Below are 17,498 nucleotides of genomic sequence, written 5' to 3'. Positions count from 1 at the left end.
TCCTACATGGAGGCTGACGGACCAAAAGGGACAAAATGCGCGCATTTTCAAAATTGGGCATTATTGCCGGGGCAGGGGACTTACCCGTCCTCTTGGCCCAGCATTGTCGCGATTCCGGCATGCCGGTGCATGTCAGCCGGATCAAAGGCATGTGCGACCCACGCTTGAGCCTCTATCCCGGCAGCGAGTGCGCTTTGGCCAATTTTGGCGAGCGCATGAAAGCCCTCAAAGCCGATGGTGTCGATGCTTTGGTGTTTGCAGGCCTCGTCAATCGACCCGATTTTTCGACCCTCAAGCCAGACTTGCGCGGGGCGCTCGCGCTGCCTCGGATCATGGCCGAGATGCGCAAGGGCGATGATGCCCTCTTGCGGGCTGTCCTCGCCGAGTTTGAGCGCGAAGGCTTTGCCATTGTCGGTACCGATGAGGTCTTGGCTGATCTTTTGGCCGAAGCAGGCTTGATCGCTGGCGTTGAACCAACCGAAGCCCAATCAGAAGACGTGATAAAGGCAATGTCTATTGCCGCTGAAATCGGTCGATTGGATATTGGACAAGGTGCCATCGTCGTGGACGGCTTGGTGCTGGCGGTAGAGGCCCAAGAGGGCACAGACCGCATGTTGGCACGGGTGTATGATCTCTCCACCCATATTCGTGGCACCAAGGCAGAGCGTCGCGGGGTTCTGGCTAAGCGCGCTAAGCCCGATCAGGAGCGCCGGGTGGATCTGCCAACCATTGGCGTCAAGACCGTGGAGGGGGCCTCTAAAGCGGGCCTAGCTGGCATTGTGGTGGAGGCGGGGGGGGCTCTGATTATCGACCGCAATAATGTGATCGCCGCCGCGGAGGAAGCTGGCCTCTTCATTCTTGGAGTTTCGGTGGACAGCCAATCATGAAACCCTATCGGGTCTTTGTTGTTGCGGGCGAGCCCTCAGGCGATGAGCTCGCCGCCGAGCTGGTACAAGCCCTGCGCGCCCGCCGCCCCGATCTGGTCATCGAAGGCGTGGGTGGCGAGAAATTGGCCAGCCAAGGTATCCAAAGCGCAGTTTCGATTGAGGGGCTGTCCGTTCTGGGCCTGACTGAAGGCTTAGCCGCGCTCAAAACCGTCAATGCGCGGGCTGAAGAAACAGGCGTTGCCGCCGAAGCTTTCGCGCCAGATGCGGTGGTCTTGATCGATTCTTGGGGTTTTACCCTGCGCGCCGCCAAGGCCATTCGCGCGCGTGTTCCACAAGCGCGTTTGATCAAAATGATTGGCCCCCAAGTCTTTGCGACCCGACCGGGGCGCGCCAAGACGGTTGCGGCAGTCTATGATGCTTTGTTCTGTATCCATGATTTTGAGGTGCCATTTTATGACGGCACAGGCCTGCCGGTTACGATCATTGGCAATCCAGCTATCGCGCGGGCAGGCAAAGGCGATGGTACACAGTTTCGGGCGCGCCATGGGCTGACCGATAAGAAAATTGTTCTTCTGTTGCCCGGCTCACGCGGTGGGGAAATCCAGCGGGTTGCACCTGCCCTAGAAGGCGCGGCAGCCCTGATCAGCAGCAAAGACCCTCAGGTACACGTCGTCGTTGTTCTGGCCCCCTCGGTGGCCGAGCGCATCACAGAGCGTGCGGCCAATTGGGCGTTCCCGCATGCTGTGGTGGGCGAGGATGAAAAGCTTGACGCCTTTGCTGCTGGCGATGTCGCTTTGGCTTGCTCGGGCACCGTGACCACCGAAGTCGCGCTGCAAGAAACGCCGATGGTTTTGGGCTATCGGCTTGGCGCGATCAGCGGCTTTATCATTTTGAACTTCTTACTGAAAAGCCGATTTATCTGCCTGCTCAACATTGCGCTTGGGCGGATGGCCATTCCTGAATTTGTCCAAAATGGCCTGACGCCAGCGGCCTTGGCCGAAGCCGCCTCTCAGCTTCTCTATGATCCAAAGGCTGCGCAAGACCAATTGAATGCCCAAGCTTTAGCGCTTGATAAAATGGGCCGTCATGACCCGCCAGCGGCAGAGCGTGCTGCCGATGCTTTGTTGAAACTGTTGGACGCGTCTTAATCGAACAGACTGCCCTGAACCGGCCCATCGCTGGCGCGGACTTTAACATCACCGTCGAGGAACGTCAGGGTCAAACGGGCGTCGGCTTTAATGGCAGACTTGGCCCGCACCACTACGCCCTTATCGGTGCGCACCACGGCAAAGCCGCGCTCCAGCGCAGAGCGATAGGATAAGGCTTCAAGCAAGCTGGCTTGGCCAGCCAAATGACGCGTCTTGGCCTCCAAGCTGCGCGTAACGCCTGTTTTCAGCCGTTGGCTGGCAAGGGCTAAGCGCTGTTCAGCGCGCACCAAGGCGTCGCGCTCTAAGGCGGTACGGCGGGTGAGGGCGGCACCCAATCTTTGGCCGAGGCTTGTGACCAGTAGGGCCTTGCGCGTGACATCTTGGTGCAAGACTTGCGGCCGTAATCGCCCACCAATCGCGGCAAGGCCATGTGCTTTGGCCGCGACTAAGGTGCGTAAGGACGGGCCAAAGCGTAGGTCGATCACATCCATGCGCTGGCGGGCGCTGGAAAACAACGTGTCGGCGCGGGGCAGGCGGGCCGTCGCCGCCCGAAGTTCGATTTTAGACCGCTCTAGGCCTCGCACCATGGCGCGCGAGAGGCGGGCACCAATCAGGCCGAGCCGTTCTTGCAGTTCCAAGCGCACGGGCACGGCGATTTCAGCGGCCCCTGTAGGTGTGGGCGCACGGCGATCCGAGGCAAAGTCAATCAGGGTCGTGTCGGTCTCGTGCCCGATGGCCGAAATCAGCGGGATGGTGCTGGCAGCGGCCGCCCGCACAACCACTTCTTCATTAAAGGCCCAAAGGTCCTCAATCGAACCCCCTCCGCGTGCAATGATCAAAAGGTCTGGGCGTGGAACTGCCCCGTCGGCTGGCAGGGCATTAAAGCCTGCAATGGCGCGCGCCACTTGATCTGCCGCCTTATCGCCCTGCACCAGAACCGGCCAGAGGATCACATGGACCGGAAAACGTTCGGACAGGCGATGGAGAATATCGCGGATCACAGCCCCGGTCGGGCTGGTCACCACGCCAATGACGCTGGGTAGATAGGGTAAAGCTTGCTTGCGCTCTGGGGCGAACAGACCCTCTGCCGCGAGGCGTTTGCGCCGCTCTTCCAATTGCGCCAGCAAAGCGCCCACACCTGCAGGCTCCAGCCGCTCAATGATGAGCTGATATTTCGAAGAGCCCGGGAAGGTCGAGATTTTGCCGGTGGCGATGACTTCCATGCCTTCTTCGGGACGGAACTTCAGGGCTGCGGCCACGCCCTTCCACATAACAGCCGATAGGACGGCATTGGCATCCTTGAGATCGACATAGACATGGCCAGACCGAGCCAAAGTCACCCGGCCCATTTCGCCGCGCACGCGCACATTGCCAAAGTCATCTTCCAAGCGACGTTTGATTGCGCCTGAAAGCTCAGAGACAGAAAATTCTGGGGCGTTAGAAGGCTCTTTGCTCATGGTTTCTATCTAAAGCGATGCGCGCTTTGGGGGAAGGGACTTTGTATTTGAGCCTCTTGGGCCAGAAACAGCGTCTAGAATTACAATTCAGAGAGAAACATCACGAAATTGGGTTCTCATACATCCAGTTGAACCGGGCTGCGTAGACTGTCCCAGAGCTATCCCGCTCGATCTTTAGGACCAAAATATGTTAAACTTCAAAATGTTCGCTTCGGCGGCAGCCGCCCTCGCTTTGTCTGCAGCACCGGCAATGGCGCAATGCGCTAAGACTCAGAACGATGCCGCAGCCCAAGCGGCTGGCTATCAGACCATCGGCTATCATGCGGCTTCAAATGCTGCAAAGCCCGCCAAGGGCGACATCATTGACGTGGCAGTCGGGGCGGGTAGCTTCAACACCTTGGCCGCTGCTCTTAGTGCTGCTGGCTTGGTCGATACGCTTAAAACCTCTGGCCCATTCACCGTGTTTGCGCCGACCGATGCCGCCTTTGCCAAATTGCCAGCAGGCACGGTGGAAACGCTTTTGAAGCCTGAAAATCGCGCGCAATTGATTTCCATCCTGACCTATCACGTCGTGCCCGGCAAAATCACGTCCAACCAATTGCTCGACAAAGTCACCCCGGCCACCACCGTTCAAGGCCGTAAGGCCACGATTGATGGCCGCAATGGCCGCGTGACCGTTAACGGCGTTGCCGTGATCGCCGCCGATGTTGGTGCCTCCAATGGCGTGATCCATGTGATCGACACCGTTTTGATGCCACCTGCGCCTAAGCATCACTAAGCCAAGTGGCGGCCTGCTTAGGCCGGCATCGTCAACACATGCCATAAGGGGATGGTGACCAAGGCGATCAAGGTCGTCGCGGTCACCAAACCGGCCATTAAGGGCGCATCGCCCCCTAATTCACGGGCCAGAACATAGGCTGCAGGGGCGCTCGGCATCGAGGCTACACCAATCGCCACTGCACTGGGCAGGGGGGCTAAGCCCAGCATTTGGGTGACCAGCAACATGAGAAGTGGCGCAATTGCGAGCTTCGAGACCACCCCAACCGCCAAGCGCAGCGGTACTTTGCCCAAGCCCTCAAAACTCAAAGCCGCCCCAACGCTCACCAAGGCCACGGGCATGGCGGCCCGGCCCAATAGCGCGAGTGCTGGCTCCAAAGGTCCGATAAATTTGGTCAGCCCGATCAGATTGGCGATAATCCCGGTCAAGCTTGCTAGCACCAAGGGGTTGCGCATGACTTCGCCTAAAGCGCCCTTAAGGCTCGGCACAATGTCATTCTTGCCCCATCGCGCCATGACAAAGACGCTCATCAAATTCACAAAAGCCACCACGGGGCCAAAGCCCAAAGCGATCAGTGCAAGCCCTTCAGGTCCGTAAAGGGCAGGGGCTGCTGCTAAAACGATAAAGCCATTCCAGCGCACACTGGCTTGAAAGATGGAGGTAAAAGCGGGGCCATCGTCACGAAACCAAAGCCTCAGGCTAAGACCCCACAGGCCTGCCAAGGCAAAGCCCACGACCAAGCAGGTGAGGAAGTGGACCGTGTCCGGCCCTGAAAAGTCCGCTCCTGCCACTGTTGAAAACAAAAAGGCTGGATAGAGCATCCAATAGCCAAAGGAATTGACGGCTGCCCAAGAGGTGTCGGGCACGATCTTGGCGCGCTTGGCCACAAAGCCAATGGCGATCACCAGAAAGACGGGCAAAATCGCGGTGAAGGCCACGTTCATGACAGGGTGCCGAGGCTGAACCCGCCCTGCAAGCGGTCCAAAAGGCCTTGCAACATATAGGCGGCGGCAGCTGCATCGACGACCGCCGCGCGCTTGGCGCGGGTCATGTCGGCGGCAATCATTTGACGTTGGACGGCCGCCGTCGATAGCCGCTCGTCCCACATCAACAGCGGCACATCGCGAATGTTCAACAAATTGCGCGCAAAAGCGCGGGCGGCCTGGGAAGAGGGGCCTTTTGACCCGTCCATATTGATCGGGTGTCCCACCACGAGGCCACAAGCGGAGCGGTCATCAAAAATCGCAAAAATCGCTTGCCCATCCGCAGCCATCTTCGTGCGCTTGACCCCGCCAGCAGGGCTGGCGATCAGGCGGGTGACGTCAGAAGCCGCAACCCCAATCGTGGTCGACCCGGGATCAATCCCGATTAAGGCCTGACGGGCAGGCAAGCTTTCACAAAACTCCCGATAGTCCAGAATCGGCATCAGTTAGTGCCGGGGGCGGCAGGTTGCGGCGCTGTGACTTGTTCGGCCCGCGCCCGGTCGAGCGCCGACACAAAGGTCTCAACCCCTTGGGCACCGACCACCGCAAAGCTTTGATTAAACAGGACGGTTGGGACACCAGTGACGCCCATGCGCTGGGCGATCTCCAATTCCTGCTCAACCGGGGCAACGTCGGCATCACTGGCCAAAAGCCGCGCGACGAGGTCGCCATCCATGCCAAGGCCACGGGCAATTGACACCAAGGTCGAGGATTGACTCAAGTCCTCACCTTCGACGTGATAGGCCTGAAACAGAGCTTCGGCGCATTCTACTTCAACACCGGCTGAGCGGGCCCAGCGCAGCAAACGGTGGCAATCGCGCGTGTTGGGTGTGGTTTTGATGGCGTCAAAATTGAATTCAATGCCGACCCGAAGCCCAGCATCGACCACGGCTTGGGAAATCTCTTTTAAGCGGGCTTCATCGCCGCCAAATTTGGCCAAAAGCCGCGCCCGACGGTCTGCGCCTTCTTTGGGTGTCGTAGGGTCGAGTTCAAATGGCCGCATCGACAAATGGGTGGGAACCTCACCGCGTGTTACACAGGCTGTTACCAGCGCGCGAAACCCAACATAGCACCACGGACAAATCACGTCTGAGATAAAATCGATGGTGACCGGACGGTCCAGTACCGGAGCTTGGGTAGGGGTATCGCTCATGCGTTTTGGCCTTGTTCCAGCATACGGGTTACGCGTTGCAGCAAACCCGCAGCATTCTCTTGCGGTGATAGGCTCGCGCTTGCAATCGCCAGCTTGATTTGGATGGGCTGGTCGTTGCTATAGCTGGTGTGATCGGCCTGTACGTCAAATGCCGTACATTCGAGGACGGCAGCAATACGATTTGCCGCAATCGAGGCCGCCTCATCATCCGAGCTTGGGAAGGCAACAACAAAGGTCGTTTGATCAAGACGCGCAGCTACATCTTCGGCACGCACCAAGCGCGACAGCATGGCCCCAGACTGGCCAATCAAGCGCTCAATCCCTTGACGCGTATGTACCACGCCAAGGCTGGCTTCAGTGTCGAGGCGGGCTACGGCAATGGACAAAGGCCGGTCGGTTTCGTGCGCTCTTTTAACCAAGCTTTCCAGATGCGCCAAGAAGAAAGACGGTGCGTAAAGGCCAGTGGTAGCCTCCATGGCGGCAGGCGCGCGGGCTGCCGCAAACGCCAAGTTCAATGCATCGCGGCTGCGCTTTTCTTCGACAAAGTTGAGAAGGCGATCTGCAGCGGCGGGGTCATCGTCGCCCGCAACCGCAAAATCCGTCGCGCCGCGCTCTATGGCTTCGTGAGGATTATCGAAATCAGGTGATCCAAGGATCAGGCAAGGCATGTGGAACATGCGCGCATTGCGACGCATAGCGGCACAAAAACTCAGCGCCGTGGCGCGGTCATCGCGGGCCAAGATCACGACGCCATCAAACTCGCTCTCATGAAGATAATCAAACGCCGTAAACGAGGTGAAGGCCGCAATGGTCTCTGCACCCAAATGTGTGATTGCGGTTGAAAACTGCAATAAATCAGGGCCGGGTTGGCCAAACATCAAAATGCGGGGCACTTTCGCGCTGTTGACGATGGGCGGATGAGAAGGGCCGCCAAAGTGGGCCAAGGTCCGAAACCGCATTTTGGCTTCGTCTGCCATCACCGCGATGCGCAAGCTCGATCCCAAACGGGCCGCCAAGACGCTGGGCGTCGCAAAGGCATCCAACACCCCGTCAAAGGCGCTGATGTCGAAGTTTTCTTCGCCATTACTCCACGCCATAAACAGGCCAGCCCGCGGCCCAAGGGCAGCTTTGAGCGACCGCACAAGATCAGCGGCCTTAGGCCCACTAGCCCCGCGTGTATCGACCACAATGGCAGCCGTCTGGCGACGTTGATGGTCTTCGCCCGCAATGGTGAAGCCTGCTTGGGATAGCACTTCACTTGCGTCATCGCCGGCGAGAACGAGAATATGTGGCTTTGCCATCCTATGCCTACTTTCAAGGGCCATTGCGAAATTCGTGTAGCACCCTAGCGTGGGGAAACTGAGTCGTCAGTAAACGAATGTGAAAGGCCCCCTGTTTTGACTGCCAACCCTGCTTTGATCCAGCCCAATTTCAGCCTTCAAGGCAAAACCGCTCTGATTACCGGGGCATCTTCGGGGCTGGGCGCGCATTTCGCCCGCCTTTTTGCAGGGCTTGGCGCAAAGGTCGTATGTGGCGCACGACGGGTCGATCGGCTGGAGGCCTTGGTCGCGTCGATTCAGGACGCAGGCGGCCAAGCGCAGGCCGTAAAATTAGACGTACAAGATGAAGCCAGCGTGATTGCCGCCTTTGATGCCGCCGAAGCGGGCTTAGGCCTTCCGTCCATTGTCATTGCCAATGCAGGCACCAATGAGATTGGCCTCGCGACCGATATTTCGATGGACGCCTATGATGCCATGATGTCGGTCAATGTGCGCGGCGTGTTTCTCACCGCACGCGAAGGGGCCAAGCGCATGATTGCAAGTGGCAGTGCGGAACGCGGTGATGGCCGAATTGTGCTGATTGCCTCGATGGCGGGTCTGAAACCTTTGCCTGGCCTTGTTCCTTATTGCGTCTCGAAAGCCGCCGTCGTCATGATGGCAAAGTCGATGGCTGCAGAATGGATGCGCAAGGGCATCAATGTGAATGCCATCTGCCCGGGCTATATTGAGACCGAGATAAATGCCGATTGGTTGGGCCAAACTGGCGGGCAGAAAATGGTCGCCGGATTTCCGCGCCGCCGTTTGATGGACGATCAAGCTTTGGATGGGGCGATGACGTGGTTGGTGTCAGATGCTGGCCGTTACACCAGTGGTGCGGTTGTCCAAATCGATGATGGACAAGCCTTGTAACATTTATGGGTCGACAGGTATCTAGCTAGGAAGTCTCCATTTCTATCCTTAAACTTGACCGTATTGGGTGACGCATATGCAAGTTGTGCGAGGTAGAACATTGCATGCCTTTCTCTTTGTTAACCTTTTCTTGACTGGATAAAGTCCATAGAAATACGGGCTACTACATTTGTAGTACCTGATAAATAAAATTGAATTCATTGGGTTTATTTTCCATTTACCAGTCGTTTTTAGGCGTTGTTAGGACCTTGCGTGTTACTTTCCAGATTAGTGCCCTGACGTTTGCGGTGCTTTGAAGGATTGAGACGATGAAATTCTCGAAGTCTTTATTAGCTACGAGCATCAGTCGCGTTGAGCGCGGCAATGTCGCGGTCATTTTTGCGTTGGTCTCGTCCGTGTCCTTGGGCGTGCTGGGAGCTTCTATTGAGCTGAACCGCGTGGCCAACACCAAAGCATCCTTGGCCGCCGCTGCCGATGCAGGTGCTTTGGCGGCCAAGCGCGAGCAGGCGGACAAGAGCTCTCTGGGCGACACGCTTGCCAGGGCTGCAGGGGTGACGGCCGGTACAAAGGCATTTCTAGCTTCCGCGCCTGGTGAGGATCGCGGTGTTAGCAATCTTCAGGCCTCTGTTACATGGGATGCAGATGGTTCAGCGCGCCTGACAGGTACCGGCACACAGAGCTTGATTTTGGGCGGCTTGATTGGTCGATCCACCATTGCGATTAGCGCCGTTGGTGTTGCCACGGCGGGGACGGACCGGCGCTTGGAAGTGGCTGTTGTGGTTGATACGACCGCATCCATGTTCCAAAAGGATGGACGCCCAACCACGCGCTTTACCCAAATGCGCAGCGCGGCCAAAGGCTTTGTCAACACGCTGTTCAACACCGTCACCATCCCAGACCGTCTACGGGTTGCGGTTATTCCTTGGACGACGACTGTCAATATTCGCAGTGAAGTGCCTAATCAAACGTGGGATAATGCCGCAGCAACCGTGCGAAGCCCAGTTGATGCGGGCACGCGGTCGCTGCCGACAAATCTCATCAGCCGCACGTCTAATATTAATGAGACCACGTCCACTTTAAACTCATTGTTTGCGCCAGTTGGTTGGCGTGGATGTATCGCCGGCACGGGTGAAAGCCTCAGTGCAACGGATGACACAAAAACCGGTATGAGCTGGAATGCCCTGCGGGTGCCGCCGCGCGTCAACAATGCCACGCGAACCAAAGGCGTGAGCGTCCCTAGAATGTGCGACAACTGGACTGGTTGTCCGCCGCCACCTCCAGGGCCACCGCCTCCTCCGCCGGGGCCACCGCCACCGCCACCACCACCACCACCGCAAACACAAGGCAAATTGATGCTGCCGGGCCAAAAGCCTGAGAGGTTTGCATTTTTAAGCTTTGGCAAGTCGACGGTGAACGCGGCCTGCGTCAATAATCCCTATTCGTGCCCCTATAATTCGTGCCCATCTGGCAGCCAAAGCATCACGACCATCAATTGCTCGCAAAACGACAATAATGGCACGCGCAACGCCTTCTTCAATTTCACCGGCAGCCAAGCTTGCATCAGCAGCGGCGGTTGCCAGTTGAATTTGAACACCGGCACCGCCAATGGCTGCGCCGCTGACTACAACGAGATCACGTGGAACAATGCCAATGGTTCTTGGTGCTCGTGGGTACCAAGGCAGACGTGGGATAGCTTCCGCCGCATCACCGGGCCAAACCTGAACTGTCCGATGCCAATGCTGGGCTTGTCGGCCAGCCGGAGCCAATTGATCGATACGATTGACCGTCTGTCGCCATCGCCAGGGGGAACCCACGCTGATGTCGGCTTGCGTTGGGGCCTGCGCGCGCTTTCACCACGTACCGAATGGGCAAGCTTCTTCCAGCATAACCGGCCTGAACCGTTTGATTCCTCGACAGTCACCAAAGTTATGGTTCTGATGACCGACGGGGCAAACGAGCAAGCGGTCAACTTCCCCGGCTATTGGGGTTGCAGTGAATCCGGCGCTCCAGGTTGTTCGGGATCGCCAGATCGCGCCACACTCGATAGCCGCATGCAATCTTGGTGTACGGCGATCCGCGAAACTTATAAGATCGAGCTCTATACGGTAGCGATCAACGTCTCTGATACGGATGCCGTCAGCCGCCTGCGCACCTGTGCGGGCAGTGCAGAGCGTGCATTTGCCGTCGATGCAAGCCAGTTGAATGCGACCTTTGAGCAGATTGCGCGGGAAACCTTCAGCCTGCGCTTGAAGGAATAGGCCAAGTTTCCACCTTCTTCTGCGCTAAATGCGGCCCCGCTTGTTGCAAGCGGGGCCGCTTGCGCTTTATGCACAGATCGTCATGACCCAATTCAATGCTCCTCAAGCCGCCCCACGCGAAACGCCTTGCTCGCGGGCGCTGGCTGCTGGCAAAGTGCCCAGCTTCCAAGATATTATTCTTACCCTTTCGGACTATTGGGCCCGCCAAGGCTGCGTCATTCTGCAACCCTATGATACCGAAGTTGGGGCAGGGACCTTGCATCCCGCCACGACCTTGCGCGCGCTTGGTCCAAAGCCGTGGCGCGCCGCCTATGTGCAGCCGTCGCGCCGCCCCAAGGATGGCCGCTATGGCGAAAACCCAAATCGCTTGGGCCATTATTACCAATATCAGGTGATCCTAAAGCCCAACCCGCCCAATTTGCAGGAGCTGTATCTCAATTCGCTCTATGAAATTGGCATCGACCCAACTTTGCATGACATCCGCTTTGTCGAAGACGATTGGGAAAACCCTACCGTTGGCGCTTGGGGGCTCGGCTGGGAGATTTGGTGTGATGGGATGGAAGTCTCCCAATTCACCTATTTCCAGCAAGTCGGTGGCCTAGATTGCAAGCCCGTCTCGGGCGAGCTGACCTATGGGCTAGAGCGCTTGGCCATGTATGTCCAGGGCGTGGAAAATGTCTATGACCTTGATTTCAATGGTCTTGGTGTCAGCTATGGCGATGTGTTTCTGGAAAATGAGCGCCAGCAATCCACCTTTAACTTCGAAGAATCCGACCCAGCCATGCTGAAGCGCTGGTTTGAGGATGCAGAGCGTATGTGCACCCATTTGCGCGACAAACGCTTGCCACTGCCGGCCTTTGACTGGGCGCTGAAATGCTCGCATTTGTTCAATTTGCTCGACGCGCGCGGCGTGGTGTCCCCGACCGAGCGGCAGAGTTTTATCGCGCGTGTTCGCGATCAGGCCAAAGGCTGTGCTGTTCTCTGGGCAGAAACCCAAGCCCCAGCCCAAGAAGAGGTGGTCTGAACCATGCCCCAATTCTTGCTCGAACTTTTCTCCGAAGAAATCCCCGCCCGCATGCAAAAGCGGGCCGCAGAAGACCTTAAAAAGCTCTTGATGGATGCTTTGACCAAAGCTGGCTTCTTGCCCGGTGGGATGGAAACCTTTAGCGCGCCGCGCCGCCTCGTCGCCGTCGTGGAAGGCCTGCCAGAGCGGACGGCCGATGTGCGGGAAGAGCGTAAGGGCCCCAAAGTTGATGCGCCCGCCCAAGCCATTGAAGGCTTTTTGCGCGGTGCTGGCCTTTCCGATATCGCCCAAGCCCGCGTGGTATCGGACCCCAAAAAGGGCGATTTTTACGTCGCCGATCTGGTCAAGCCAGGCCGGGCCACGCCGGATGCTTTGGCTGAGATCGTGCCTGACATCATTCGCAACTTCCCTTGGCCCAAGAGCATGCGCTGGGGCGAGGGCACTTTGCGTTGGGTGCGGCCCTTGCACCGGATTCTGGCCGTGTTTGACGGCGAGATCGTGCCGTTTGACGTCGACGGGATCGCCTCTGGCAATATCAGCGAAGGCCATCGCTTCCACGGCACGGGCACGTTCGAGGTCAAGGATTTTGAGGATTATGAGGCCAAATTAGCTGCCGCCCATGTCGTCCTCGACCGCGACCAGCGCAAGGCCCAGATCAAGGCCGACGCCCAAACCCTGTGCCATGCCCGTAACCTTGAACTCATTGATGATGAAGGACTTTTAGAAGAAGTCTGTGGTCTGGTGGACGAGCCGCATGTGATCATGGGCGATATGGATCCCTCCTTCTTGGACCTGCCGCCAGAAGTCATTCGCCTGACCTTGCGCGTCAATCAGAAATATTTCGTCGTCCGCGATCCTAAGACTGGTGACCTCGCGCCGCATTTCATCATCGTGTCCAATGTGAAGGCGACCGACGGCGGCAAGAAAATCGCGCTCGGCAATGCGCGCGTGCTGGCCGCCCGCCTCAATGATGCGCGCTATTTCTGGGATCTGGACCGCAAGGCCAGCCTCGAAAGCCGCGTGCCGAAGCTCGATACGTTGGTTTACCATCAACGACTGAAAAGCGTCGGCCAAAAAGTCGAGCGGATGATTACATTAGCCGGCACGATTGCGCCATTAGTAGGGGCGGATGTCGCAGATGCCCAACATGCTGCTAAGCTTGCGAAGGCTGATCTGACAACTGAGATGGTTGGGGAGTTCCCTGAACTGCAAGGGGTTATGGGACGGTACTATCAGCTCAACCTGTTTAAGTCGCCAGAGTTAGAGCAGGAAACTAGCATTTACTCGGTTGGTGCCTCACTTCGTGACCAAATCATCGCCGACGCCATTCGCGACCACTACAAACCCGTCGGCCCGTCCGATCAGGTACCGAGTGAGCCTGTCGCGATGGCTGTGGCTATAGCCGATAAGTTCGATACGCTTACGGGCTTCTTCGCAATTCAGGAAAAGCCAACTGGCTCTGGTGACCCCTTTGCACTGCGTCGGGCAGCATTGGGCGTTATCCGGATTATCCGCGAAAGCGGGGTCCGCTTTGCTTTGACGTCAATGCTGAATTCCGCGCGCAGAGGCTATGACAAGGTCTTAAATGCGGATGCTGTTATCGCGCCCCACCAATATTCAATTGTAGCGTTAGAAGTCCGCGACTTCATCCTCGAGCGCCTACGCGTATCCCTCCGCGATGAAGGCTTTGCGCCAGATGTGCTCGAAGCAGCCTTTGCCATTCCCGATGATGACATCGTGCGAATCGCTGCCCGCGTAACAGCCCTTGCCAAGGTTCTAAAGACCGAAGACGGGGCCAATCTGGTGGCGGGCCTCAAGCGCGGGGCCAATATTCTGCGCGCGGAGGAAAAGAAGGACGGTGCTGCGGCACATGGTGATGTTACGGCCTCACTGTTGGCCGAACCGGCCGAGCAAGCGCTGCATGATGCCCTTGTGGCGGCCGAAACCCAGATGGAGCAGGCCTTGGCAGCAGAGCAGTTTGATGCGGCGATGGGGGCCTTGGCAGGCCTACGTGCGCCCGTTGACCGCTTCTTCGAGGGCGTTCTCGTCAATGATGCCGATGCCGCCATTCGTCAGAACCGTTTGGCGCTATTGGTAAAATTGCGCGCGGTGAGTGAGCGGGTGGCCGACTTCTCAAAGCTCGCAGGCGGCTAAAGCCCAATCCACCTATCCGCCGCGACTTGCGCAAAATCAAAGACGGCGGCTGTGGCCTAAGACTTGCTTCCAATAGGACCTCAATCTGGGCACGTGCCCGGATTCTGGACGATTTTGCGTGTTGTAAAACTACATATCCAGAAGGGTGTGTGTCTTGCGACACAGTTCGGCCATTCTGGGCTTTCATGTGGGTTGATACTTCACTGGACTGCCTTAGAAGGGCCGCTAACACGCGCCTATGGCGCAGGAATCACATGAGGCAGATGCTACATGAGTAAATTGGTTTATAGCTTTGGAGCAGGCCTCGCGGATGGCGACGCCAGCATGAAAAATCTGTTGGGTGGCAAGGGTGCCAATCTGGCGGAGATGAATAAGATCGGGCTTCCCGTTCCCCCGGGCTTTACCATTACGACGGAGGTCTGCACGGCCTTTTACGCTTTGGGCCAGAAATATCCTGATGCACTGGCCGATGAAGTCAAAGCGGCCATGACGACGGTTGAGACCACGGTCGGCAAGGGCTTTGGCGATGCCGTCAACCCGCTTCTGGTGTCGGTCCGCTCTGGCGCACGCGCTTCCATGCCCGGCATGATGGATACGGTCCTGAACTTGGGCCTGAATGATGAAACCGTGGAAGGCCTCGCCGCCCAATCCGGCAACCGCCGCTTTGCCTTTGATAGCTATCGCCGCTTCATCCAAATGTATTCCAATGTGGTGCTGGAACTCGACCACCACATGTTCGAGGATATTCTCGAAAGCTATAAGGAAGTCCACGACTATACGATTGATACCGATCTTCAGGCCGAAGATTGGGAAAAGGTGGTTGTGAAATATAAGGCCGCGGTTGACTCCGCGATGGGCAAGCCATTCCCGCAGGATGTGAACGACCAATTGTGGGGCGCGGTCGGTGCTGTGTTCCGCTCGTGGATGAATGACCGCGCCGACTTCTACCGCAAAATGCACGACATCCCTGAAAGCTGGGGCACCGCCGTCAATGTGCAGGCCATGGTGTTTGGCAATATGGGCGAAACCTCCGCAACTGGTGTTGCCTTCACCCGCAACCCTTCGACGGGTGAGCGCCTGTTCTATGGCGAATATCTGATCAACGCCCAAGGCGAAGACGTCGTGGCCGGTATCCGTACACCAAAGTCTATCACGCGTGTTCAACGCGAAACCATGGGCGAGGGTGGTCTTTCAATGGAAGAGGCCTTACCCGAAGTGTTCCAGCAACTCGTCCAAGTCTATGGCCAGTTGGAGGGCCATTACCGCGACATGCAGGACATTGAGTTCACGGTTGAGCGCGGCAAACTCTGGATGCTGCAAACCCGTAACGGTAAGCGCACGGCCAAAGCGGCTCTTAAGATCGCCGTTGACATGGTTGCCGAAGGTCTCATCACCGAGAATGAAGCCGTGATGCGGGTCGACCCCGCAGCCCTCGACCAATTGCTGCACCCCACGATTGCACCAGGAGCTGCCCGTGACTTGATCGCTGTCGGCCTGCCGGCCTCGCCGGGCGCTGCGGTCGGCGAAGTCGTCTTTGACCCCGATGAAGCCGAAGAAATGGCCAAAGCGGGTAAGTCGGTCATTCTTGTCCGCGAAGAAACCAGCCCAGAAGATATTCACGGCATGCACGCCAGCCGCGCCATCGTCACCTCGCGCGGCGGCATGACCAGCCACGCCGCCGTTGTAGCCCGTGGCATGGGCCGTCCTTGCGTCTCAGGTGCGGGCGAAATCCGCATTGACGAAGAGGCAGGTGTGTTCAAGGTTCGCGGTCGTGAGATCAAAAAAGGCGACATCATCTCAGTCGATGGCTCCAAGGGCGAAGTCCTGTTTGGCGCGGTGGAGATGGAACAGCCTGAATTGTCGGGCGACTTTGCCGCACTCATGGTGTGGGCCGATAAGGTCCGCCGCTTGAAGGTTCGCGCGAATGCCGAAACCCCACTCGATGTGCGCACCGCGCGTGAGTTCGGCGCTGAGGGTGTCGGCCTGTGCCGCACCGAACATATGTTCTTCGACGCAGACCGGATTGCCGCAGTCCGTGAAATGATCTTGTCGGAAACCAAAGCAGGCCGCGTTTTGGCACTGGCGAAGATTTTGCCAATGCAACGCCGCGACTTTGTTGAGATTTTCACCATCATGAAGGGCCTGCCATGCACGATCCGCTTGCTCGACCCGCCGTTGCACGAATTCCTGCCGCATAGCTTGGAAGATGTGGAAGCGGTCGCCAAGGCGACGGGTCTTGATAAGGCGAAGCTGTTAGAGCGCGCGAAAGACCTGCATGAAGTCAACCCAATGCTGGGCCACCGGGGCTGCCGCCTCGGCATCACCTATCCTGAAATCTATGAGATGCAGGCCCGTGCCATCTTTGAAGCTGCGATTGAAGTGGCCAAGGCCGAAGGCGAAGCGCCTGTTCCTGAAATCATGATCCCACTGGTGGCGACCGAAAAAGAATTGCAAATCCTGAAAGATCGGGTCGATGCGATTGGTCGCGAAGTCATGGATCATGAAGGGATGGAGATTGAGTATTTCGTCGGCACCATGATTGAATTGCCACGTGCTGCGTTGAAGGCCGACGAAATTGCCCGTCAGGCAGCCTTCTTCTCCTTCGGCACCAATGACCTCACCCAGACGACCCTTGGCATCAGCCGCGATGATTCCGGTCGCTTCATGGGGGCCTATGTCGAGCAGGGCATTTTTGAAAAAGACCCGTTCGTGACTTTGGATCAGTCTGGCGTCGGCGACTTGATCAAGATTGCCCGGGATCGCGGTCGGGCAACCAAGCCCGACCTGAAGCTCGGCATTTGTGGTGAGCATGGTGGTGATCCTGCCTCCATCACTTTCTGCGAAAAGGCTGGCCTCGACTATGTGTCCTGCTCCCCCTACCGCGTCCCCATCGCGCGCTTGGCTGCGGCGCAAGCAGCGCTAAGCTGAGACTAGGCAGATAGGCAGCGGCGTTGGAGATACGCCGATGTGTCCCGAAGGGACTGAAGGGGAGCGCGCAGCAAGAGCTGCGCATCCGTACGCGTTGACAGGCGCAGCTTGTGCTGCGCGGTCCTTTTGGTGGGGTTTCTATCTAGAAGCGTTTTGGTGATCCTTCTGTCTCACCAAACCGCTTTGAATATCGTGATCGGGCGATGTGTCGCGTCAAGTCCAGATTTCCTTTGGAAATCTGCCGCGGAGCGGCGCGAAGCGGACTTGACCCGTCAAATCGCCCACGAACAATCGAAGTTGGCCTTTGGGGCAGGCACGGCCTGCACCAAAGCCTTCCAGATAGAAAAATCCTAAAGCGCTGTCATCCCCGATGGCTTGAGCCAATCGGGGATCTCCTGACGCAAAGTCCCCTGAGGTCCCCGCTCTCCACTTCGCTCCGGCGGGGATGACATTGTGGAGGGAACTCCCCTCTCCCACTGGGAGAGGGGAGCGCATAAAACAAAACTTATCCCCACTCTCAAAACCTCAGATATTTTATA

The 17,498-nt window shown here is 57.6% G+C and carries 14 protein-coding genes; 8 read left to right on the top strand and 6 right to left on the bottom strand.

Features of this window, described 5'->3' with window-relative positions; genetic code table 11:
- The first annotated feature begins 35 nt into the window (after positions 1–35).
- Together ACOVRA_RS04485 and lpxB are read left to right on the top strand one after the other, a co-directional pair.
- Positions 36–887 carry an LpxI family protein gene (locus ACOVRA_RS04485; RefSeq protein WP_421719254.1) on the top strand — a complete coding sequence of 284 codons (852 nt, stop codon included), beginning with the start codon at positions 36–38 and terminating at the stop codon, positions 885–887.
- Positions 884–2,035 carry a lipid-A-disaccharide synthase gene (gene lpxB, locus ACOVRA_RS04480; protein WP_421719253.1) on the top strand — a complete coding sequence of 384 codons (1,152 nt, stop codon included), beginning with the start codon at positions 884–886 and terminating at the stop codon, positions 2,033–2,035. Before ACOVRA_RS04485 ends, lpxB begins: the two co-directional genes overlap by 4 nt.
- Here the strand turns inward: lpxB and xseA are convergent.
- Complete coding sequence (gene xseA / locus ACOVRA_RS04475) at positions 2,032–3,492, bottom strand: exodeoxyribonuclease VII large subunit (protein ID WP_421719252.1); 1,461 nt, start codon at positions 3,490–3,492, stop codon at positions 2,032–2,034. The two genes, lpxB and xseA, sit on opposite strands and share 4 nt — an antisense overlap.
- Positions 3,493–3,679: 187 nt before the next feature.
- On the opposite strand from xseA, the gene ACOVRA_RS04470 reads away from it, so the two are divergent.
- Positions 3,680–4,270 (top strand): fasciclin domain-containing protein, encoded by a 591-nt coding sequence (locus tag ACOVRA_RS04470; RefSeq protein ID WP_421719251.1) that lies wholly within the window; start codon positions 3,680–3,682, stop codon positions 4,268–4,270.
- A gap of 17 nt (positions 4,271–4,287) precedes the next feature.
- Here ACOVRA_RS04470 and ACOVRA_RS04465 read toward each other — a convergent pair whose 3' ends face one another.
- The 4 genes from ACOVRA_RS04465 to ACOVRA_RS04450 are packed head-to-tail and all read right to left on the bottom strand — an operon-like array spanning position 4,288 to position 7,707.
- Positions 4,288–5,214 carry an AEC family transporter gene (locus ACOVRA_RS04465; protein ID WP_421719250.1) on the bottom strand — a complete coding sequence of 309 codons (927 nt, stop codon included), beginning with the start codon at positions 5,212–5,214 and terminating at the stop codon, positions 4,288–4,290.
- The gene (gene ruvX / locus ACOVRA_RS04460) at positions 5,211–5,696 is read right to left on the bottom strand and encodes a Holliday junction resolvase RuvX (RefSeq protein ID WP_421719249.1); all 486 of its coding nucleotides are present in this window, start codon (positions 5,694–5,696) and stop codon (positions 5,211–5,213) included. The genes ACOVRA_RS04465 and ruvX overlap by 4 nt, the downstream gene beginning before the upstream one ends.
- Entirely contained in the window at positions 5,696–6,406 is a 711-nt protein-coding gene (locus tag ACOVRA_RS04455; RefSeq protein WP_421719247.1) for a DsbA family oxidoreductase, read from the bottom strand. Before ACOVRA_RS04455 ends, ruvX begins: the two co-directional genes overlap by 1 nt.
- Positions 6,403–7,707 (bottom strand): diguanylate cyclase domain-containing protein, encoded by a 1,305-nt coding sequence (locus tag ACOVRA_RS04450; RefSeq protein WP_421719246.1) that lies wholly within the window; start codon positions 7,705–7,707, stop codon positions 6,403–6,405. The genes ACOVRA_RS04455 and ACOVRA_RS04450 overlap by 4 nt, the downstream gene beginning before the upstream one ends.
- A 96-nt stretch (positions 7,708–7,803) precedes the next feature.
- Between ACOVRA_RS04450 and ACOVRA_RS04445 the strand changes: the two genes are divergently transcribed.
- The 5 genes from ACOVRA_RS04445 (at position 7,804) to ppdK (ending at position 16,959) form a co-directional block, all read left to right on the top strand.
- Positions 7,804–8,595: an SDR family NAD(P)-dependent oxidoreductase gene (locus ACOVRA_RS04445; protein ID WP_421719245.1), complete on the top strand. Its 792-nt coding sequence runs from the start codon at positions 7,804–7,806 to the stop codon at positions 8,593–8,595.
- A 308-nt stretch (positions 8,596–8,903) separates the two neighbouring features.
- Positions 8,904–10,853: a hypothetical protein gene (locus tag ACOVRA_RS04440; protein ID WP_421719244.1), complete on the top strand. Its 1,950-nt coding sequence runs from the start codon at positions 8,904–8,906 to the stop codon at positions 10,851–10,853.
- Between the two features lie 139 nt (positions 10,854–10,992).
- The gene (locus ACOVRA_RS04435; protein WP_421719273.1) at positions 10,993–11,877 is read left to right on the top strand and encodes a glycine--tRNA ligase subunit alpha; all 885 of its coding nucleotides are present in this window, start codon (positions 10,993–10,995) and stop codon (positions 11,875–11,877) included.
- Positions 11,878–11,880: 3 nt separating this feature from the next.
- Entirely contained in the window at positions 11,881–14,031 is a 2,151-nt protein-coding gene (glyS, locus tag ACOVRA_RS04430; RefSeq protein WP_421719243.1) for a glycine--tRNA ligase subunit beta, read from the top strand.
- Positions 14,032–14,301: 270 nt separating this feature from the next.
- Positions 14,302–16,959 (top strand): pyruvate, phosphate dikinase, encoded by a 2,658-nt coding sequence (gene ppdK / locus ACOVRA_RS04425; RefSeq protein WP_421719242.1) that lies wholly within the window; start codon positions 14,302–14,304, stop codon positions 16,957–16,959.
- Positions 16,960–17,172: 213 nt separating this feature from the next.
- On the opposite strand, the gene ACOVRA_RS04420 is transcribed toward ppdK, so the two are convergent.
- Positions 17,173–17,343 (bottom strand): hypothetical protein, encoded by a 171-nt coding sequence (locus ACOVRA_RS04420; RefSeq protein WP_421719241.1) that lies wholly within the window; start codon positions 17,341–17,343, stop codon positions 17,173–17,175.
- Between the last annotated feature and the right edge of the window lie 155 nt (positions 17,344–17,498).

Source organism: Aquidulcibacter sp., from assembly GCF_049239865.1.
Lineage (GTDB): Bacteria > Pseudomonadota > Alphaproteobacteria > Caulobacterales > Aquidulcibacteraceae > Aquidulcibacter.
Note: the sequence above shows the minus strand (reverse complement) of the source record. Positions and strands in the feature narration are given on the sequence as shown.